This window comes from Thermoactinomyces sp. CICC 10522 (assembly GCF_016055075.1).
GTDB classification, from domain to species: Bacteria; Bacillota; Bacilli; order Thermoactinomycetales; family Thermoactinomycetaceae; genus Thermoactinomyces_A; species Thermoactinomyces_A daqus.
In genome coordinates, this window is sequence record NZ_JAECVY010000001.1 from 559010 (window position 1) to 577431 (window position 18422).

An 18422-nucleotide genomic window follows, 5' to 3' on the forward strand; every position below is an offset into this window, starting at 1 on the left:
GGTGAATGTTGGTGAAGTTCTATACCATAAAGCTACCGAAATTCCTGGGCGGTTTCGTTAAGGTTTTGCTAGCGGCATTCAAAAAAGATTAATGGCCAAATAAAAAAAGCACCCCAATCGGTGCTTTTTTCTTTTTCGGTTATACGCGAGTCACTTTACCGGATTTGAGGGCACGAGTGCTCACATATACGCGTTTCGGTTTGCCGTCAACGAGAATGCGCACTTTTTGTACGTTGGCACCCCATTTTTTTCTCGTTTTGCGGTTGGAGTGGCTTACCTTGTTTCCGGTGTGGCCTTGTTTTCCAGTGATAAAGCAACGACGAGCCATTCTTACACCTCCTCTTCGTTCCATACCATCATCCCCTGCCGAAAGTATCTTCCGTCAGGGTACATTTCAGGCAAGAGAGGACTCTTCTCTTTACGGTAACGGAATAAGGACTAAACACCAGCACATTTTAGCATACCTGAACTTTACTTGCAAGGAGAGAGCGAGTCCAGTATGATGAATGTTGTTAAGCTTTTATTCATTTAGGTATTATTGTACAATTGTCCTAGCAAAGCATGGAAAACCTCATCTGGGAGGAATTGGAATGAGCTTGGAAGTTTCGACGGAACTCGGTCAAATCCAAGTGGCCAATGAAGTGATTGCAACGGTTGCCGGAATTGCGGCCATGGACTGCTACGGCTTGGTTGGGATGGCTTCGCGCAGCCAGTTAAAAGACGGAATTACGGAACTTTTGGGCAGGGAGAATTTAAGCAAAGGGATCGAAGTGCGCACGGAGAGCGGAGAAGTCGTGATCGATCTGTACATCATCGTGGGCTATGGAACCAAAATTTCCGAAGTGGCACACAATGTGCAATCCAAGGTGAAGTATACGCTGGATCAGATGATCGGATTGAAAGTAAGTCAGGTGAACATCTATGTGCAGGGAGTTCGCCTGGTCAATGAAGAGTAAGGAGGAACACTGTTGACACAGCAAATCCATGCAGCTCTGTTTTTACAAATGATGCGTTCCGGTGCCGGGAATCTGAATAAACACGTGGAATCGGTCAATGCTTTGAACGTTTTTCCCGTACCGGACGGGGATACCGGAACCAATATGAATTTGACGCTGGCATCCGGTGTGAAAGAGATGGAAAAACAGGCGGCATCCGGCACGGTGGGAAAACTGGCGGAGGCGCTTTCAAAAGGATTGCTGATGGGTGCACGCGGTAATTCCGGTGTGATTTTGTCCCAGCTGTTTCGCGGATTTGCCAAGGCTGTTTCCGATAAAAAGGAGATCAACGCTCATCAATTGGCTGATGCCTTTCAGCGGGGAGTTGAAACTGCGTACAAGGCAGTGATCAAACCGGTGGAGGGCACAGTTTTGACAGTGGCGCGCGAAGCGGCTGACGCCGGTATGAAAAAAGCGTGGACGACGGAAGACACCGCTGTGATCATGGAGACGGTGTTGAATGAAGCACGGCGGACGCTTGCCCGCACCCCGGAAATGCTCCCCGTTTTGAAGCAGACGGGAGTAGTGGATGCCGGAGGACAAGGCCTGGTTTATATCTATGAGGGAATGCTGGCTGCCTTGAAGGGTGAAGAGATTGCCCCCGATGCTCCGCAAGCGAAACTCGACACGGAATCGCTCGCTTCCCTTGCTCACGATAACGCCCAGTCGAAAATGGATGCTTCGCAAATCGAACACGGGTATTGCACCGAATTTATTATCAATTTGAAAACGACGCGACGCAAAACCGAAGCGTTTGATGAAGCCAAATTCCGCAAAAGCATGGAGCAATTCGGGGATTCGCTGTTGGTCGTAGCTGATGATGAATTGGTTAAAGTACATATCCATGCCGAATACCCGGGGGATGCACTCAATTTTGCCATGAAATTCGGCGATTTGATCCGCATCAAGATCGACAACATGCGCGAACAATACGCCAGCGTGACGGAAGGAAAAAGCGCTGCCTCCACCCCTGTGCAGACCGGTGGGGAGCAGAAGGCGGAAAAGAAAAAGTACGGCATTGTGGCAGTGGCGGCCGGAAAAGGAATTGTCGACATTTTCCGTTCATTGGGCGTCGATCAGGTGGTGGAAGGCGGACAGACGATGAACCCGAGTACGGAAGAACTGGTCGATGCAGTGAGAAAAATTGAAGCTGAACATATTGTGATCTTGCCGAATAATAAGAATATCGTTTTGACGGCAAAGCAGGTGAGCCAAATTGTTGATACACCCGTCACGGTGATCGCTACCCGCAGCATCCCGCAAGGCTTGGCTGCACTGCTCGCTTTCAGTGCGGAGCGAAGCCCCGAGGAGAACGAGCAGAACATGACGACGGCTTCTGGGGCGGTGCGCTCGGGGGAACTCACTTATGCGATCCGCGATTCACAAGTGGATGGGCAGGAAATCAGGAAAGGGGATTTCCTCGGCATTCAAGAGGGCAAAATCGAAATCGTCGGCCAGGACATGGTGCAAACGGCCAAAGCCCTGCTGCAAAAAATGATCGGCGAGGAAGCGGATGTGGTGACAGTGATCTACGGCCGGGATGTGACCGAAGAACAGGCGCATGCACTGGTTGAGTCACTTTCGCAAATCTATCCCGAGATCGAATTTGAAGTGCATCAGGGAGGACAACCGGTTTATTATTACCTGTTTGCCGTTGAGTAAAGAAAGGAGGGTGTTTGATGGGGCAGGTGAAAATCATAACCGACAGTACTGCCGATATTCCCAAAGATCTGGCGGAAGCCTTGGACATTTCCGTTGTCCCGATCAAAGTTCATCTGGCGGGGCAATCTTATTTGGACGGGGTTGATTTGTTTCCGTCGCAATTTTATCAAAAAATGAGAGAGATTACCGAGTTGCCAACCACTTCCCAACCTTCGCCGCTGGAGATTGCCGAGTTTTATCGCAAAGCGATTCAAAGCGGGGCAAAGCAAATCTTTTCCCTTCATATTTCTTCGAAAATGAGCGGCACTTACCAATCCTGCATGCTGGCCAAAGCGATAGCCCAGGAAGAGTATCCCGATGCGGAGATTATGGTATATGACTCCAAATCGGTTGCCTATGCTCTCGGGGTGATTGTCGTGCTGGTCGCCCGGGCCGCAAAAGAGGGAAAAACACTGGATGAACTGGTGCAGCTGGCAGATCGGGTTCGCGAAAAGCAGGGCCTGGTGGCGCTGGTCGATACGCTTGAATACTTGCAGAAGGGCGGCCGGATCGGGAAAGCGGCCGCGCTGGTCGGTTCGCTTCTCAGTATCAAGCCGATCATCTCCATCAGCGAAGATGGTGAGGTAACGGCGATTGACAAGGCGCGCGGCAAAAACAAGGCCTTCAGCAAAGTGTTTGAACTTTTGCAGCAGAAAGTTCCGGTCGGCCCGGTCTATGCGGCGATTCTGCATGCGGATCAGGAAGAAGATGCCAAGACCTGGCTGAACAAGGTAAAAATGATGTATGATGTAAGAGAAGAGATTGTGGTTGACATCGGACCGGCGGTTGGAACCCACGCGGGTCCGGGGACAGTCGGATGCCTGTTGGTGCCGCTGGAGCAGCTTTAATCTGGGAACGTTGTCGCAAAAGGTTGGGATGTCATATGAAATATCGTACCGTATTTGATATTATCGGTCCGGTGATGATCGGGCCTTCAAGTTCGCATACGGCGGGAGCGGCCCGGATCGGGCGGGCGGCGAGAACCATTTTTGGCCGCAAGCCGAAGCGCTCCGTTATCACCTTGTACGGATCATTCGCCCAAACGTATCGCGGCCATGGTACGGATGTGGCCATTGCCGGCGGTTTGCTCGATTTTGATACATTCGATAAGCGGATTGTGAACGCCCTTGAGATCGCGAAAGAAGAGGGAATCGAGATCACCTTTGTCGAATCGGATGAAGTGCCGGATCATCCCAATACTGCTCGAATCTATCTGGAAGATGAACAGGGAAGCGTTGAAGTGGTCGGGATTTCCATCGGTGGCGGAAAAATGGAAATCGTCGAGCTGAACGGTTTTCAACTGAGCTTGTCCGGCAATGATCCGGTTTTGCTGGTATTGCACCAGGATCAGTATGGTGCGGTGGCCAAAGTTGCAAGTGTGTTGGCCGAACACGAGATTAATATTGCGTTTATGCAAGTGTCACGCAAAGAGAAAGGGTCACAAGCTTTGATGTCCATTGAGACCGATCAGCCGGTGGAAATGGAAGTGCAACATAAAATTGGCAATTTGCCTGGGATTCATGCTGTAACGATCTTATAATATGATGGAATAAAAACCGCCGCCTCAGGAAGGACCGGCGGTTTTCTGTGGGAAAAGGGGTCGGGAAAAATGAAATTTCGCACAGTAGCTGAATTAGTGGAAATAGCAGAAAAGGAAGGACTCAAAATATCCGAAGTCATGATTTTGCACGAAATCGAAGTGATGAACCGTCCGCGGGAAGAGATCTTTGCGGGGATGGAACACAACCTGACCGTAATGGAACAGGCAATCGAACGGGGGTTGACCGAAGAGATTCGCTCACATAGCGGATTGACCGGCGGCGATGCCCGTAAAATCAACGAATATAAAGAAAACGCACCCGTTCTGTTATCGGGTTCGACCATTCTGAATGCGGTTTCAAGAGCGACGGCAGTCTCCGAAGTGAATGCAGCGATGGGGACGATTGTGGCAACACCGACGGCCGGAGCTTGCGGCATTTTGCCGGGGGCGATTTCCACCGCGGCCGAAAAACTGGGCTCCGATCGGGAAACAAAGGTACGCGCTTTGTTTACGGCGGGAGCGATCGGGTTTTGTATCGCCAATAACGCTTGCATCGCCGGTGCAGCCGGGGGTTGCCAGGCCGAAGTGGGTTCGGCAACGGCGATGGCAGCGGCAGCTGTCGTGGAGATGGCGGGCGGAACGCCAACGATGTCAGGGGAAGCGGTGGCGATTGCTTTGAAAAACATGCTCGGACTCGTCTGTGATCCGGTGGCGGGCTTGGTGGAAGCGCCTTGTGTCAAACGAAATGCGATGGGGGCGGCGATTGCCATGGTTGCAGCCGATATGGCCATGGCCGGAGTGAAAAGCATCATTCCGACCGACGAGGTGATCGGGGCGATGTTCAAGATCGGGCAGATGATGCCGGTTGCGCTTAAAGAAACGGCGTTGGGCGGATTGGCTGCCACCCCGACAGGGCAGGAGCTGGAACGAAAAATTTTTGGAGCGGGAAAATAAGCAATCATGAAACTGACGGAAATTCCAGTGGAAAACCTGCCCGGTGTCGGTCAGCAGCGAAAAGAGAATCTGTCCGAGCTCGGAATCGAATCCATCGCCGACCTGTTGGAGTACTACCCATACCGCTACGAGGATTACCGTATCAGTGATTTGACGCGAGCGGAGCAGGATGAGCGGGTTACCGTCCGGGGGATTGTCTACGGACAGCCCAGCGTGAGATGGTATGGAAAGAAAAAATCGCGCATGTCCGCCAAAATTGATGTCAACGGAATTCATGTAAACCTGATTTGGTTTAATCAGGCTTATTTGCGTGAAAAAATCAATCCGGGACAAATCATCGTTGTATCAGGAAAATGGGATCGGCATCGGTTGCAGATTACGGTTGATCGCACCTTTCTCTCCCAAGCGGAACAGGAAAAGCATGTCGGCCGGCTCGAACCGGTTTATTCCGTCACCGGTTCCGTGAAAGTGAACGGGCTTCGCAAGCTGATTCATGAAGCGTTTATCCGTTATGGAAACCGGATTGAGGAGATCCTGCCTGAGGAATTGCGGCGGCGCTACAAGCTGATTTCCAGGCCGCGGGCGATGTACTTCCTTCATTTTCCAAAAGGGAGGGAAGAAGGCCGGCAAGCGCGCCGCCGGATGGTGTATGAGGAACTTTTTTTATATGAATTGAAGATGATGTGGCTGAAGAAACAGGCACGGATGGAGAACACAGGAATCGCCCATTCCTTTGCCGAGGAAAAGGTGGAGGAATTTATCGACCGGCTGGCCTTTCCGCTGACCAACGCGCAAAGGCGGGTGGTGCAGGAAATTTTGGCTGATCTGCGCTCCACGTCTCAGATGAACCGCCTGTTGCAGGGAGATGTAGGTTCCGGAAAAACCGTGGTGGCAGCCATTGTCCTTTACGCCAATTATCTCAGCGGTTATCAGGGAGCACTGATGGTGCCGACGGAGATTTTGGCAGATCAGCATGCTGCCTCGCTCAAGCAGCTGCTTTCCCCGCTGGGCTTGCAAATTGTCGCTTTGACAGGCAGGATGACGGCCCGGGAAAGGCGGGATGCCTTGGGGCAGATCCAAATGGGCCTGGCTGATATCGCTGTCGGAACGCATGCCTTGATTCAGAAAGGGGTCACCTTTCACAATCTCGGTCTGGTGATCACCGATGAACAGCACCGCTTTGGTGTCAAACAGCGGGCTACCCTTCGCGAAAAAGGGGAAGTGCCGGATGTTCTTCATATGACGGCGACGCCGATTCCGCGTACGCTGGCGATCACGTACTACGGAGAGATGGATGTTTCCACCATTGACGAAATGCCTGCCGGGCGCCAGCCTGTCGATACCTATTGGGTAAAAAAGGAGATTTGGCCCAGGATTGTCAATTTTATCGAAAAAGAGTGCCGGAAGGGCCGGCAGGCATATGTGATCTGCCCTTTGATTGAGGAATCGGAGAAACTGGATCTGCAAAACGCCGAAGAGGTTTATGGTCAGTTGACAATGGCCCTGGCCCCGATTCGTGTCGGTTTGCTGCACGGACGGATGTCCTCTGCCGAAAAGGAAGAGGTAATGGCCCATTTTGCCGCCAATGAGGTTCAGGTGCTCGTATCCACCACGGTCGTCGAAGTGGGAGTCAACGTCCCCAACGCCACGGTGATGGTGATATATGACGCGGACCGCTTTGGACTGGCGCAGTTGCATCAGTTGCGCGGACGGGTCGGGCGGGGCGGCGGTACGGCGACTTGCGTGCTGGTGGCCGATCCCAAATCGGAAACGGGTGTTGAGCGGATGAGGATCATGACGGAAACAACCGACGGATTTGAAATTTCCCGGCGCGATTTGGAGATGAGGGGGCCGGGAGATTTTCTCGGGGTGAAGCAAAGCGGTCTGCCCGAGTTTAAAATTGCCGATTTGAATGAGGATTTGCGTGTACTGGAGATTGCCCGTGCCGATGCCCAGGAGTTGGTCAACCGCCCTGACTTTTCGAGCAATCCGGAGACAAGGGCACTTTACGAGTACCTGCAGGAAGAAAATCTTGAATCGAAAAGCTTTGATTAGTGCGAAAACCCTGTTGACACTTGAGCAACAGGGTTTTTTCTGAAGAAGTGTGGCCAGCCATCTGCCATGCCCGCGGTTTCGCTCAGGGAAGCAAGGCAAAATCCTGAATGCGCATCTCACCTTTGCGCGGCAGGGAAATCCGCTTTATCTGATGCAAATGTTTTTTATCGTAGACGCCAAGTACGCCGGCTGTTTCCGCACTGTCAGACTGGGACAGGATATAGAGGTGTTGGGCATCCTGTTTTGCTTGAAATATCGGTTGTGAAACGGCAAGAGTTCGTTTCACCTGATCAGCATCGGGATCGAGAACAGTGAGAACCGCCTGCTGTTTATGGGTAATCCAGATTTCATTGGCGACGGGCAAAATGTACTGCGGTTTGGCAAACGGAAGTTCGATATAGCGGATTCGCTTTTTCTCCAGATCATATATGGCCATTTTTTTCTGTTCATCGGTTGAGGTGATAAGCAAGTCGTGACCGACGATTTTCAGGTCATCAGCCAGATCGATGGCGAGCGGGACGGTTTGGGCTACTTTTCCGCGTTGCCGATCGACCACATACAAAACGGCCCTTTTCGCTTCAATCAAGGAAGAGAACACATAAACATATGTATCATCCCAAGTAGCCGTTCGCAGGAATCCGGGAAGCTGAAGTTGTTTGCGCTGGTTGTTTTGCACGATTTCCAGGGTGTTGGAATGGAGTGTTGTATTAAAGGCGGACACAGTCACTCCGTCCCTTTGTTTGACAAAGATCGGAAACTCTTTTGTTTGTTCCGTTCGCAGCTTGCCTTCCGGGGAGAGGATGATGAGAGACCGGCCAAACCGCTCGGGTAAAAGCAATCCGTTTTTGTCTGATTTTTCGATTTGAAAGATCCCCATTGCCTTGATCGGGATCTCGCCGATTGCTTCTCCCTTTGCATCCAGCAGCATCAATGCGCTTTCCTTTTTGGCAGCATTGGTGTAGATCACAGCCAGTCTTGCATGCCGGAGCGGAAGTGCGTCTCGGGAACAGGCAGCGGAAAGAAGCAATAATCCCAACACCAGCACCAGGATAAAACGAAACCGAAACATGGCGACCTCCTTCATTGTGATGAGCGAAAGCGGAGCCTTTTTTCACCCGAAAGAGGAAAAAAAGCCCCGTTTGACATCAACCCTTTGAATAAAAGGCGTAAGTGAGCGGACTTTCAATCAGGTCAACGGGCCAGACCGCACCGCCGTCGTTCAGATCATAACCCAGATTGTAAAAAGCGCGCCAAGCCAGTTGGGAGCAATAAAATGAACCGGTTGTCGTAATATTGAAAAAATTGTAGTTATAAGGCTTGCCGATTTGCTGTCTTGCATATGAAGCGGCATAAGCATAGTCCCCGGAAGCGGCTCCGTTCACTCTGAGCCCTTTTACCTGATTATAGCGTGTATCCCAGTCATTCGGCCAATGCCGGACACCGTTCAAATCCCCTTTGTTGCCAAACGATTCGACGACATATCCGCTCACGTCGGAAACGACTCCCGCATGACCGCCCGCCCACATGGATGAACTGCTCGTTCCGTCCAAAGTGACGAGAATATCCCCTGCCTGCCCGACGGATTCAATCGAGACTGAGCCAGAAACCGGATTCTTTGCTTGTTTGATTTCATCCCAGTGCGTGGCGACATACCGGGTTTTTTGCTTCGCTTTGGCGATTTCTTTCAGCTGATCGGGGGTGAATGAAGGGGAGGAGGCGGAAGCGATGTCGGGGAACACTGGTACAATGGACAAAAAAGCGAAGAAGAGAAACAGGGTTATTTTTTTTAAGCATTTCATGATGTTCCTTGACTTCTCCTTTCTCGGAAACAGGTGAATAATCATTTGCTTTCCTTGTTATTATTTTATAATACGTAATATTCAGTATATATTTTAATAAGATTACATTTGTGTATCAATCTTGTTAATTGTTAAGTCACGACCTTTTCCTTCTGCATAAGATACATTATTCGCAAGCAGGGGGGAAATGAATGAACAACAACGATGCGCTTTATCAGGATCTTGTGAATACCATCAATCAGACTGTTGGTCGCCGGGCGGTAAGCGTGAGGAAAATGAAGCAATTGATCGCCGAAGCGAGACGCATCCGCATGCAGTACGGTGTGATGGGGCTATGGTCCTATGCCCAACAGCTTCCCGAGCATTTTTTTACCCGTGAGGAACTTGAAAAGCTGCAGAACTCGCCGAGATTATATGAACTGTCTGATAAGATGGTGGATGCGATGGTTGTGGAACAAGTGATTACGCCGACGGAGGCGCGGATGATCAAACGCACCATCTACCGGAACTGGGGGAATTGGGCGGGAACTTATAGGTGATCCGTACAGACAAAGCAAGGGTGATCGTCATATGGTATAGTGCCTGTTAAAAAATGGGGTCAATATCTGATCGGGGAGAGGAAGAATGATGCATAAAAGCAGAAAAAGGCAGCCTGTGCGAAAAAAACCTGTGCAAGGAATTCGCAGTGCTGAACATCGTGAACGTGAATCAGGCCAATATTTCTATCCTAACGAAATGGATATGTTTGGTGAGCCGATGGGTCCCCCGCGTCATTTTTCTGACGATCGGGAAAGAAGAGAGATGCCGCCTCGCATGATGAGAAGCGAGTGGGAAGATGATTGGTTGTTCGGGCCTGTTCCCGGTCCGATGCGGAGGCAGGGCCCGATGGATCCGAGAGGATTTTTTGGACCGGGTCCTCATCCTGATGCCCTGCCGTTTCCGAGGCCGGACGAGTGGCCGCCTGAGGAGAGACAAGGGCGGAGAAACGTCCCGTATTCTCCCGCCTGGAGACCTCCGCATCCGGAGATGGAGAGATTTTCGGAATCGATGGAGTTTCGCGATACCTGGGGAGAACAGAGGGACCGGATGAGAAGGGAAGCGACATCCCGGCAGAATCGCAGAGAGAGCATGGAGGAGTGGCCGCCGGCATACGATGAAACAGTTTCCCTGGATGGCGTGAGGAGAAGGAGAATTCCACGCCGAGGATCCAGATAAGAAAGTAAAAAAATGGCTCGCGCCTTGTTACGCGAGCCTCAATGTATCTTTCACAATCGAGTTGTGAAAAATACTAAATGGGAGAGGAGAAACCGGAGGAAGAGCTTATGGGGAAACGTAAGTCTTCTCCGCGGTTCGACAACATCATAATCGACGCTGTCATCTATTATGTTTTCCTCCTTTTGATTTTTTATACCTTGCATTTGGTTTTTTTTGCGTTTTCATTTGCCTGTTCTTTATGGTAGGATTAAACGTGTTTTATTTTATTAATAAATGACAGAAGAGATAGGTGTCCATTATGCGTATCATTGCTGGATCGGCAAAAGGGACGCGCCTGAAAATGGTTCCGGGAAAACATGTGCGTCCGACTGCAGACCGAGTCAAAGAATCCCTGTTTCAAGTAATCGGCCCTTTTTTTGCCGGGGGAAATGTGCTTGATTTATTTGCCGGGACAGGTGCGCTTGGCTTGGAAGCGTTAAGCCGGGGCTTTGACCGGGGAGTTTTTGTTGACCAATCACGGACAAGCTGTGATATTGTTCGCATGAATGCAGAAGCGGCGAAACTGGCGGACCGGGTGGAAATCTACCGGCGGGATGCGAGAGCGGCACTGAAGATGCTGCAGGGAAAAGGCTGGCGGTTTGAGCTGATTCTGCTGGATCCACCTTATCATAAAAATTTGTTGCTCCCCGTGCTGAAGGAGATCGTCGGGACGGAGTTGCTTGGAAAAGACGGCATTGTCGTCGCGGAGCACCCGAATGATCAGGAATTGGAGGCAGAATTGGGATCGCTTGTTCAAATTCGTCGTCTCGCTTATGGGGACACCGGGATCACTCTCTACCAAAAGATAAACGAGTAAGAAGGAGGAGACGAGATGAAAATCGCCGTCTATCCGGGAAGTTTTGACCCGATTACATATGGTCATCTGGACATTATCAAGCGCGGGGCCAAAGTGTTTGACAAAATTATTGTGGCCGTGCTGACAAATTCCTCTAAAAACCCCTTGTTCACGGTTGAAGAAAGAAAAGAGCTGATCAGGGAAGCGACCAAAAATATGTCCGTCGTCGAAGTGGACAGCTTTGGCGGGTTGCTGGTCGACTATTTGCATAAACGGGAGGCCAATGTTATCCTGCGCGGTCTCCGGGCCATCTCCGATTTTGAGTACGAACTGCAAATCGCATCAACCAACCGCAAGCTGGATGAAGAAGTGGAGACATTCTTTTTAATGACGAGCAATCAGTATTCTTTTATCAGTTCGGCAATGGTCAAGGAAGTCGCCCGCTATGGGGCGGATGTGAAAGACTTGGTTCCGGAACATGTTGCCAAGGCCTTGCAGGAAAAGTTTGAAGCTTGATCCGTGCCCCGGATGATGCTCACATAAAAAGGGAAATTCCCCCCTCTGGCCGATTTTTTTGCCCGCTACGTTTTGTCACTGACGTTTGAGCGGGTTTTTATTATACGGCAAGCGATCTTTGATTTCAGCAAACAATAGAAAGAAAACCCAGAATAGCGCTATAATAATCGATATCCCTTTCAATGTCTGCCAGAGAGGGGAGTGAATAACCGATTCCCCGAGAAGGGAACTGTTCACGGCGACGACATCCAGCCGCGGCCGGAAAAGCGGGAATATAGCGACTGTGATGACCGCCGCCAGCACGCCATGCAGGATTTTCGCCAAAAAGTAAGGGAAATAACGGATATCCGTCCGGCTGATCATACTGGCGACCTGGGCGTGGATCGATAATCCGTTCCACCCGACGACAAAGCCGACCATGGCCAATTTATAGATCAGCGGCACGGTGGGACCGACGGCACTGGCCAGCTGGGAGCCCAAAGTGATTTCAAACAATCCGGCTAAAATTGGATTGGCCAGGTCCCCGGACAGGGAACAAAGGTGGAGAAGCCAGGAGATTCCGTACACCAGGGGCCTGGTTATGCCTACATAGTTGATCAGGTGGGTTAAAACGGAAAACATCATGATAAAACCGCCAATCAGCAGCAAGGTTTGCACAGCGGAAGTCACCGATTGACCGATCAATTGTCCGAGTGTGCGTCCATCCTGAATCCTTGCCCGGTGCATGGCTCTCAGGGCGCGAATGAAGATGAGGCCGGTTTTTTTTCCTTTTGGATTGGAGGGCGGGGCTTTCGGTTCGTGAAAACGCATCAAAAATCCAACGAGGAAAGCACTGGCATAATGAGCGGTGGCAAGGATCATGCCGAGCGATTCATTTTCAAAAAAACCGACTGCCACCGCGCCAAACAGGAATAAGGGGCCGGCAGTGCTGGTAAAAGCGACAAGGCGTTCCCCTTCCTCGCGGGAGATGAGGTCCTGTTCGCGCAGACGGGCCGTCAGTTTTGCCCCCATGGGATTTCCGGAGATCAAGCCGACGGCCATGACAAACGCGCCCGCCCCGGGAACGCGAAAGATCGGGCGCATCAATGGTTCCAGGAGGACTCCCAGGAAATGGACGACTCCGAAGCCCATCATCATTTCGGCTGTTATGAAAAAAGGCAATAAAGCAGGAAAGACGACATCCCACCAAATCGTCAACCCCCTAAGCGATGATTTAACAGCCTGTTCAGGATACAAGACGAGCAGGATGGCAATAAAAAAAGCGAAAGAAGCAAGTGCCAGCGTTTTAAATTGACTTCGGAGAAAGGGTCGGATCATATTCATTCTCTCCTCATGGACAACAGCATCAATAACATGTCTACGCTTGGGGGAGGAAATATATGCCGGTGGTTTGTCCAGTGAAACGAAAGGAGCGAATGCTGTTTGCACCCGAAGATCGGTTTGGCCCTCAGCTCTGGCGGAGCGCGCGGTTTTGCTCACTTGGGTGTATTGAAAGTCCTGAAAGAGGAAGGAATTGAAATTGATTTTGTTGCCGGGAGCAGCATGGGGAGCATTGTCGCGGTTCTGCTGGCGAATCAGCTGGATCTGGAAATGTGCGAGCAAGTGGCGATCTCCCTGAAACGGAAGCATTGGCTCGATCTGACGATTCCGAAAATGGGCTTTGTCATCGGGAACAAGGTGAGAGAATTGATTCGCCTGCTCACGCACAACAAGAGATTGGAGCAACTGGCGATCCCGACAGCGGTGATCGCGACGGATTTGACAAGAGGGGAACCCGTGGTGTTCACGGAAGGACCTGCAGATCTGGCGGTAAGAGCGAGCATCTCGATACCGGGGATTTTTGAACCGGTTCGCCTCGGAAACCAACTGTTGGTGGACGGAGGGGTGATCGACCGGGTTCCGGTTTCCGTCGTGCGGGAGATGGGGGCCGATCTGGTTATAGCCGTTGATGTGATTCCGCGGGTGAATCAAGCGAAGATCGAAAATATTTTTGATGTGATTGCACAAACTTTAGTTATCATGGAGAAAGAGATTACCAGCCAGCGGATTGTGGCGGCCGATTTCGTTTTTCATCCCGATGTCGGCCATATCGGACCCACCGCGTTTATGAGGGCGGAGGAATGTATTCAAAAAGGAGAAGAAGAAGCGAGAGCCAAAGTGAAAAAACTGAAAGAACTGATCCGAAACTGGCAAGGAGAGGAAGTATGGGATGGGATATAGAGACTCGAATGGAAAGAGAATCGTCGGAGTTGTTGTTATATCACTGATTTTTATCATAATCGGGGTTCTCTTTCTCGTCCGTATACCTTATTTTGTCATGGCGCCCGGCTCGGCCCAGGATGTGTCGCCAATGGTGCATGTTGGCGGGATCAGGCCGCATGAAAAAGGGTCATTTATGCTGACCACCGTTTCCTTAAAAGACGGAAATCTGTTTGATTATGCTTATGTGAAACTGACCGGGCACGGTGAATTGGTGCATGAAACGGAGATTTTGGCGCAGAATGAATCGGAAGAGGAGTATCAGAGAAGAGAGGCGGAAAATATGACTGCCTCACAAAATCAGGCGATTATCGCTGCTTTTCGCTATGCCAAAAAGCCGGTTCGCGTCCAAATGACCGGAATTGAAGTATTTCAGCTGCTCCGAAAACAGCCGCAAGGACTGCGGGAAGGGGATATTATTCAAAAGGTGGACGGGCGGCCGGTTGAGTCCGTCGATCAGCTCGTTCAATACCTGAGCGCCAAAAAAGCGGGGGACACCGTTGTCGTCAGCCTCCTTCGGGACAGAAAAGCACAAACCCTTAAGCTGAGCCTGTACACTTTGCCCGCACAGCCGGGTGAAAAGCCGCATGTCGGACTGGGCATTGTTCCGGTTCCGCGGATCCAGGTGATCACCTCCCCGCCCGTCCGGATTGAAGCCGACGAGATCGGCGGACCGTCGGCCGGGTTGATGTTTACACTTGAAGTTTTAAACCGGTTGGTGCCCGAAGATCTGACTCATGGACACCGCATTGCCGGTACGGGAACGATTTCCGCTGACGGAACCGTCGGGCAAATCGGAGGGATTCAGCACAAACTCGTTGCCGCTGAACGGGCACATGCCCAAATCTTCTTTTGCCCGGAAGATGTGATGCCGGGGGATCAGAATGAAAAAATTGCCAAAGAAACGATCAAAAAGGAAGGCCTGCATCTGAAGCTGGTGCCGGTCAAATCTCTGGCCGATGCCGTTCAATATCTTCAGCGGTTGCCCGAAGCCGCCGCATAGACTTTCAAGTCAAAAACGTTGACAGGGATTGCAATCGTGTCTTATAATAACCCTGTTTTTACACAAGGAGTGGAATCATGCAGATTTCCCTGCACAAGTTAAATCAAGCCAAAGCCGGGCAACTTGACTTGCGTGAGACCGTAACGCTGGATGCTTTGCCGGGCGAAGTTCCAGGGTTGGTTCGGCTTGAGCCCGTTCAAGTAAAAGCCCGTGTGTCGCTCCTGGATCCGCATCTGATCGAAGCCGATACGGAGCAGTCGACCGAAGCGACATTTTCCTGTTCCAAGTGCTTGTCGGAATTCACCCTTCCAATTCATGTGAAATGGAAGGAATATTTTACGGATGAAGCACACCGGGCGGTAGAAACAGAGGAGCAAGAGATCCATTTGATTGATGGAAATGTGCTGGATCTTGACCCCATGATCCGGGAGGCAGTTCTGCTCCAGTTTCCTTACATTCCAGTATGTCGGGAAGATTGCAAAGGTCTATGTCCCAAATGCGGAACGAACAAAAATGTGGAAACCTGCAACTGCCAGATTGAAAAAATCGATCCCCGGTTGGCGGCATTGCAGGATTGGTTCGAGGACAAATCTTAGGTGTATGAAAACTTCCCCGACTTGTGTTACATTCTTAGAGGGGGTGAAACAGCATGGCAGTACCTTTTAGACGTACATCGAAAACACGCAAACGCAAACGTCGCACCCATTTTAAACTGGCTGTGCCAGGTTTGGTGAAATGCCCGCAATGCGGAGCGCCCAAACTCTCTCACCGTGTCTGCAAAGAGTGCGGTTATTACAAAGGCTCTGAAGTGGAAGGCGTTGCAAACGAATAATGGATTTGCCGGAGCCGTAAAAGCAAGAGCCGGCATCTTGGTCTGGCTCTTGTTTTTTCATATTGCCAATACGCCCTTTTTTTTATATACTGATTTAGTACCTGGTATTAATACATGGTAATAAAAAAGGTGGTGGCTCCGCTGTGCGCATGTCCAAGAGAGAAAGACAGCGCCGAATCAAACAAGCTTTTATGGACGATCCATTTCTGACGGATGAAGAGATGGCAAAGCGATGCAAGGTCAGCATACAAACAATCAGGCTGGATCGTTTGGAGCTTGGCATTCCGGAATTGCGCGAGCGTATCAAACACATGGCGGAGAATCATTTTGACCGTGTCCGGTCATTATTGGTGGAAGAAGTGATCGGGGATATCGTAGATCTGCAATTGGATCACAGCGGTGTTTCCGTTTTGGAGATCAAGAAGGAACATGTTTTTGCACGAAATCAAATCGCCCGCGGACACATCCTGTTTGCACAGGCCAATTCACTGGCCGTTGCGCTGGTGAACTCGGAAGTGGCACTTACCGGTTCAGCCGAGATCCGGTTTATCCGACCGGCCAGGTTGGGGGAAAAGTGCATTGCCCATGCCACGGTAATCAAAAAAAAGGCATCCCGTTTACAGGTGGATGTAAAAACGAAAATCAATGGAGAAGTCGTTTTTCAAGGAATTTTTGACGTTTATCGCCTAGAAGACGATGAACTTGTTCCAGCGAATGAGGAGGAGCATTGATGCGAATTGCGATTGATGCGCATGGAGGAGACCATGCTCCGACAGCGGTAGTGAATTCATTGCGGCTTGCTGCTTCCCAATGGCCGGATACCACCTTTATCTTGATCGGTCGGGATGAAAAACTATTGCCTGAAGCATTTGGCAATCTCCAATTTGTCCAGGTCAGCGAACAAATTGAACCTGATGATGAGCCGGTCAAAGCGGTACGGCGCAAAAAGGATTCTTCCATCGTCGTCGGATGTCAGATGGTGAAAAACCGGGAAGCGGATGCGTTTATCAGCGGAGGAAATACAGGTGCTCTGATGGCAGCCGGTCTTTTCCATACCGGGCGGATGAGAGGTGTGGACCGTCCGGCATTGGCTCCCGTTTTTCCCACTCTGACCGGCAAAGGGATTCTGGTGCTGGATGTGGGGGCAAATCCCGAAGCCAGACCGGAACATTTGCGCCAATACGCGCAGATGGGAAGTATTTACGCAAATAAGGTGCTCGGATTCAAGGAGCCGAAAATCGGACTTCTCAATATCGGAACCGAAGCATGCAAAGGAACAGAGCTGACCAAGGAAGCATTTTCCCTTTTGGAACAAGAAAGATCCATTTCTTTCATCGGAAATGTGGAAGCGCGGGACATCCTTTACCGTCCCTGCGATGTGCTGGTTTGCGACGGATTCAGTGGAAACATTTTGCTGAAAAACATGGAAGGTGTCGCTAAAGCCATTTTCGAACGTTTTAAACAGGAACTGACCGCCAGCCTGCTGAACAAGTTGGCCGCTGCGATCCTGAAGCCGGGTCTGAAGCGGTTTGCCCGGGATATGGATTACAAGGAGCACGGAGGAGCACCGCTCCTGGGTCTCTCGGGTCCCGTGATTAAAGCCCATGGCTCTTCGGATGAAAAAGCTTTTTACAATGCGATTCGCCAAGCACACCTGTTTGTCGAAAATGGCGTCATCCAGAGAATTGAAGAAGAACTGTCTCATTAAAAGGGGAGTGGAAGGATGAGAGCAGTAGGGATTTTAGGGACAGGGGCCTATGTTCCGGAGAAAGTACTGACCAATGCGGATCTGGAGAAAATGGTTGATACCAGTGACGAATGGATCGTCAGCCGGACAGGAATTCGTGAGCGGCGGATTGCTGCTCCGGAAGAGGCCAGCTCCGACTTGGCGGTCAAAGCGGCGGAAAAGGCGCTGGAGGCTGCCGGGATCAGTGCCGCTGACATTGATCTGATCATTGTGGCGACCGTAACGCCTGACATGGCTTTTCCAGCGACAGCCTGCCTCGTTCAGGATCGGTTGAAAGCAGAAAAAGCGGCCACTTTTGATCTTTCTGCAGCATGTACCGGTTTTATGTACGGTGTGGCAACAGCCTCCCAGTTTATTGCAACCGGAGTTTACAAGTATGCGCTCGTGATCGGGGTGGAGTGTTTGTCCAGAATCACGGATTGGACAGACCGCAATACCTGTGTGTTGTTTGGTGACGGTGCCGGAGCGGCTGTATTGGGCCCGGTTGAAGAAGGTTACGGCTTCCTTTCTTTTGAATTGGGTGGAGACGGTTCCGGCGGCGAATTGCTGAAACTTGAAGCAGGCGGTTCCCGGCAGCCGGCATCGGTTGAAACGGTTCAGCAAAAGCTGCACACCATCTCCATGGCCGGACGCGAAGTGTTTAAGTTCGCCGTTCGCGTTTTGGGGAACGCAACCGATGAAGCGCTCGTAAAAGCCGGATTGAGCAAAGAGGATATCGATCTGCTCGTTCCGCACCAAGCCAATATCCGCATCATCGACTCGGCGATCAAGCGCTTTGGATTGACGGAAGATAAAGTGGTGATCAACCTCGACCGCTACGGAAACATGTCTTCCGCCTCAATTCCGGTGGCTCTCGATGAAGCAGTGAAAGAAGGAAGAGTCAAAAAAGGGGATACTCTGGTTCTCTGCGGTTTTGGCGGCGGACTCACCTGGGGGGCAACAGTGCTTAAGTGGGCGCTTGACTAACCGTA

At 50.9% G+C, this 18422-nt stretch carries 22 protein-coding genes; 18 read left to right on the forward strand and 4 right to left on the reverse strand.

The features are described from left to right. Window positions 1-11: 11 nt before the first annotated feature. Window positions 12-92 carry a stage V sporulation protein SpoVM gene (gene spoVM / locus I8U18_RS02870; RefSeq protein ID WP_033100295.1) on the forward strand — a complete coding sequence of 27 codons (81 nt, stop codon included), beginning with the start codon at window positions 12-14 and terminating at the stop codon, window positions 90-92. A gap of 47 nt (window positions 93-139) precedes the next feature. Here spoVM and rpmB read toward each other — a convergent pair whose 3' ends face one another. Beyond that, complete coding sequence (gene rpmB, locus I8U18_RS02875) at window positions 140-328, reverse strand: 50S ribosomal protein L28 (RefSeq protein ID WP_033099779.1); 189 nt, start codon at window positions 326-328, stop codon at window positions 140-142. Window positions 329-590: 262 nt separating this feature from the next. On the opposite strand from rpmB, the gene I8U18_RS02880 reads away from it, so the two are divergent. The 6 genes from I8U18_RS02880 to recG all read left to right on the forward strand — a co-directional run bounded on the left by I8U18_RS02880 (window position 591) and on the right by recG (window position 7245). Next, window positions 591-956 carry an Asp23/Gls24 family envelope stress response protein gene (locus I8U18_RS02880; RefSeq protein WP_033099778.1) on the forward strand — a complete coding sequence of 122 codons (366 nt, stop codon included), beginning with the start codon at window positions 591-593 and terminating at the stop codon, window positions 954-956. A 9-nt stretch (window positions 957-965) separates the two neighbouring features. Beyond that, window positions 966-2657, forward strand: coding sequence for a DAK2 domain-containing protein (locus I8U18_RS02885; RefSeq protein WP_370589366.1), 1692 nt, complete (start codon window positions 966-968; stop codon window positions 2655-2657). A gap of 17 nt (window positions 2658-2674) precedes the next feature. After that, the gene (locus tag I8U18_RS02890) at window positions 2675-3544 is read left to right on the forward strand and encodes a DegV family protein (RefSeq protein WP_198064461.1); all 870 of its coding nucleotides are present in this window, start codon (window positions 2675-2677) and stop codon (window positions 3542-3544) included. Window positions 3545-3579: 35 nt separating this feature from the next. Continuing rightward, window positions 3580-4236, forward strand: a complete 657-nt coding sequence (gene sdaAB / locus I8U18_RS02895) for an L-serine ammonia-lyase, iron-sulfur-dependent subunit beta (RefSeq protein WP_198055683.1) — start codon at window positions 3580-3582, stop codon at window positions 4234-4236. Between the two features lie 69 nt (window positions 4237-4305). Continuing rightward, the gene (gene sdaAA / locus I8U18_RS02900) at window positions 4306-5190 is read left to right on the forward strand and encodes an L-serine ammonia-lyase, iron-sulfur-dependent, subunit alpha (RefSeq protein ID WP_033099775.1); all 885 of its coding nucleotides are present in this window, start codon (window positions 4306-4308) and stop codon (window positions 5188-5190) included. Window positions 5191-5196: 6 nt separating this feature from the next. Next, on the forward strand, window positions 5197-7245 hold the full coding sequence (recG, locus tag I8U18_RS02905; protein ID WP_033099774.1) for an ATP-dependent DNA helicase RecG: 2049 nt from the start codon (window positions 5197-5199) through the stop codon (window positions 7243-7245). An 82-nt stretch (window positions 7246-7327) separates the two neighbouring features. On the opposite strand, the gene I8U18_RS02910 is transcribed toward recG, so the two are convergent. Both I8U18_RS02910 and I8U18_RS02915 read right to left on the reverse strand, forming a co-directional pair. After that, complete coding sequence (locus I8U18_RS02910; RefSeq protein WP_033099773.1) at window positions 7328-8314, reverse strand: hypothetical protein; 987 nt, start codon at window positions 8312-8314, stop codon at window positions 7328-7330. A 76-nt stretch (window positions 8315-8390) separates the two neighbouring features. After that, a complete protein-coding gene (locus tag I8U18_RS02915; protein ID WP_198059128.1) occupies window positions 8391-9044 on the reverse strand; it encodes a YiiX/YebB-like N1pC/P60 family cysteine hydrolase in 654 nt (217 codons plus the stop codon). Window positions 9045-9235: 191 nt separating this feature from the next. Between I8U18_RS02915 and I8U18_RS02920 the strand changes: the two genes are divergently transcribed. The 4 genes from I8U18_RS02920 to coaD all read left to right on the forward strand — a co-directional run bounded on the left by I8U18_RS02920 (window position 9236) and on the right by coaD (window position 11610). After that, the gene (locus I8U18_RS02920) at window positions 9236-9583 is read left to right on the forward strand and encodes a hypothetical protein (protein WP_033099772.1); all 348 of its coding nucleotides are present in this window, start codon (window positions 9236-9238) and stop codon (window positions 9581-9583) included. Between the two features lie 88 nt (window positions 9584-9671). After that, window positions 9672-10259 (forward strand): hypothetical protein, encoded by a 588-nt coding sequence (locus I8U18_RS02925; protein WP_198055686.1) that lies wholly within the window; start codon window positions 9672-9674, stop codon window positions 10257-10259. A gap of 298 nt (window positions 10260-10557) precedes the next feature. Further along, a complete protein-coding gene (rsmD, locus tag I8U18_RS02930; protein WP_198055687.1) occupies window positions 10558-11115 on the forward strand; it encodes a 16S rRNA (guanine(966)-N(2))-methyltransferase RsmD in 558 nt (185 codons plus the stop codon). A 15-nt stretch (window positions 11116-11130) separates the two neighbouring features. After that, on the forward strand, window positions 11131-11610 hold the full coding sequence (gene coaD / locus I8U18_RS02935) for a pantetheine-phosphate adenylyltransferase (protein ID WP_198059127.1): 480 nt from the start codon (window positions 11131-11133) through the stop codon (window positions 11608-11610). A gap of 75 nt (window positions 11611-11685) precedes the next feature. Here the strand turns inward: coaD and ylbJ are convergent, their stop codons facing one another. Beyond that, a complete protein-coding gene (gene ylbJ, locus I8U18_RS02940) occupies window positions 11686-12927 on the reverse strand; it encodes a sporulation integral membrane protein YlbJ (RefSeq protein WP_198064462.1) in 1242 nt (413 codons plus the stop codon). A 105-nt stretch (window positions 12928-13032) separates the two neighbouring features. On the opposite strand from ylbJ, the gene I8U18_RS02945 reads away from it, so the two are divergent. The 7 genes from I8U18_RS02945 (at window position 13033) to I8U18_RS02975 (ending at window position 18417) form a co-directional block, all read left to right on the forward strand. After that, window positions 13033-13830, forward strand: a complete 798-nt coding sequence (locus tag I8U18_RS02945; protein WP_198055688.1) for a patatin-like phospholipase family protein — start codon at window positions 13033-13035, stop codon at window positions 13828-13830. After that, window positions 13820-14872 (forward strand): SepM family pheromone-processing serine protease, encoded by a 1053-nt coding sequence (locus I8U18_RS02950; RefSeq protein ID WP_052153970.1) that lies wholly within the window; start codon window positions 13820-13822, stop codon window positions 14870-14872. The genes I8U18_RS02945 and I8U18_RS02950 overlap by 11 nt, the downstream gene beginning before the upstream one ends. A 77-nt stretch (window positions 14873-14949) precedes the next feature. Next, the gene (locus I8U18_RS02955; RefSeq protein ID WP_052153969.1) at window positions 14950-15468 is read left to right on the forward strand and encodes a YceD family protein; all 519 of its coding nucleotides are present in this window, start codon (window positions 14950-14952) and stop codon (window positions 15466-15468) included. 53 nt (window positions 15469-15521) lie between these two features. Further along, the gene (gene rpmF, locus I8U18_RS02960) at window positions 15522-15704 is read left to right on the forward strand and encodes a 50S ribosomal protein L32 (RefSeq protein WP_033099767.1); all 183 of its coding nucleotides are present in this window, start codon (window positions 15522-15524) and stop codon (window positions 15702-15704) included. Between the two features lie 149 nt (window positions 15705-15853). After that, window positions 15854-16435, forward strand: coding sequence for a transcription factor FapR (gene fapR / locus I8U18_RS02965; protein WP_198055689.1), 582 nt, complete (start codon window positions 15854-15856; stop codon window positions 16433-16435). After that, on the forward strand, window positions 16435-17412 hold the full coding sequence (plsX, locus tag I8U18_RS02970; RefSeq protein WP_033099766.1) for a phosphate acyltransferase PlsX: 978 nt from the start codon (window positions 16435-16437) through the stop codon (window positions 17410-17412). Before fapR ends, plsX begins: the two co-directional genes overlap by 1 nt. Before the next feature lie 15 nt (window positions 17413-17427). Further along, on the forward strand, window positions 17428-18417 hold the full coding sequence (locus I8U18_RS02975; protein ID WP_033099765.1) for a beta-ketoacyl-ACP synthase III: 990 nt from the start codon (window positions 17428-17430) through the stop codon (window positions 18415-18417). The last annotated feature ends 5 nt before the right edge of the window (window positions 18418-18422 follow it).

What these genes read in the sequence shown, in the direction of transcription:
- rpmB (WP_033099779.1), bottom strand. Translation starts at nt 328, where the DNA reads ATGGCTCGTCGTTGCTTTATCACTGGAAAACAAGGCCACACCGGAAAC.
- I8U18_RS02880 (WP_033099778.1), top strand. Translation starts at nt 591, where the DNA reads ATGAGCTTGGAAGTTTCGACGGAACTCGGTCAAATCCAAGTGGCCAAT.
- I8U18_RS02890 (WP_198064461.1), top strand. Translation starts at nt 2,675, where the DNA reads ATGGGGCAGGTGAAAATCATAACCGACAGTACTGCCGATATTCCCAAA.
- sdaAB (WP_198055683.1), top strand. Translation starts at nt 3,580, where the DNA reads ATGAAATATCGTACCGTATTTGATATTATCGGTCCGGTGATGATCGGG.
- sdaAA (WP_033099775.1), top strand. Translation starts at nt 4,306, where the DNA reads ATGAAATTTCGCACAGTAGCTGAATTAGTGGAAATAGCAGAAAAGGAA.
- recG (WP_033099774.1), top strand. Translation starts at nt 5,197, where the DNA reads ATGAAACTGACGGAAATTCCAGTGGAAAACCTGCCCGGTGTCGGTCAG.
- I8U18_RS02910 (WP_033099773.1), bottom strand. Translation starts at nt 8,314, where the DNA reads ATGTTTCGGTTTCGTTTTATCCTGGTGCTGGTGTTGGGATTATTGCTT.
- I8U18_RS02915 (WP_198059128.1), bottom strand. Translation starts at nt 9,044, where the DNA reads ATGAAATGCTTAAAAAAAATAACCCTGTTTCTCTTCTTCGCTTTTTTG.
- I8U18_RS02920 (WP_033099772.1), top strand. Translation starts at nt 9,236, where the DNA reads ATGAACAACAACGATGCGCTTTATCAGGATCTTGTGAATACCATCAAT.
- I8U18_RS02925 (WP_198055686.1), top strand. Translation starts at nt 9,672, where the DNA reads ATGCATAAAAGCAGAAAAAGGCAGCCTGTGCGAAAAAAACCTGTGCAA.
- rsmD (WP_198055687.1), top strand. Translation starts at nt 10,558, where the DNA reads ATGCGTATCATTGCTGGATCGGCAAAAGGGACGCGCCTGAAAATGGTT.
- coaD (WP_198059127.1), top strand. Translation starts at nt 11,131, where the DNA reads ATGAAAATCGCCGTCTATCCGGGAAGTTTTGACCCGATTACATATGGT.
- ylbJ (WP_198064462.1), bottom strand. Translation starts at nt 12,927, where the DNA reads ATGATCCGACCCTTTCTCCGAAGTCAATTTAAAACGCTGGCACTTGCT.
- I8U18_RS02950 (WP_052153970.1), top strand. Translation starts at nt 13,820, where the DNA reads ATGGGATATAGAGACTCGAATGGAAAGAGAATCGTCGGAGTTGTTGTT.
- I8U18_RS02955 (WP_052153969.1), top strand. Translation starts at nt 14,950, where the DNA reads ATGCAGATTTCCCTGCACAAGTTAAATCAAGCCAAAGCCGGGCAACTT.
- rpmF (WP_033099767.1), top strand. Translation starts at nt 15,522, where the DNA reads ATGGCAGTACCTTTTAGACGTACATCGAAAACACGCAAACGCAAACGT.
- fapR (WP_198055689.1), top strand. Translation starts at nt 15,854, where the DNA reads ATGTCCAAGAGAGAAAGACAGCGCCGAATCAAACAAGCTTTTATGGAC.
- plsX (WP_033099766.1), top strand. Translation starts at nt 16,435, where the DNA reads ATGCGAATTGCGATTGATGCGCATGGAGGAGACCATGCTCCGACAGCG.
- I8U18_RS02975 (WP_033099765.1), top strand. Translation starts at nt 17,428, where the DNA reads ATGAGAGCAGTAGGGATTTTAGGGACAGGGGCCTATGTTCCGGAGAAA.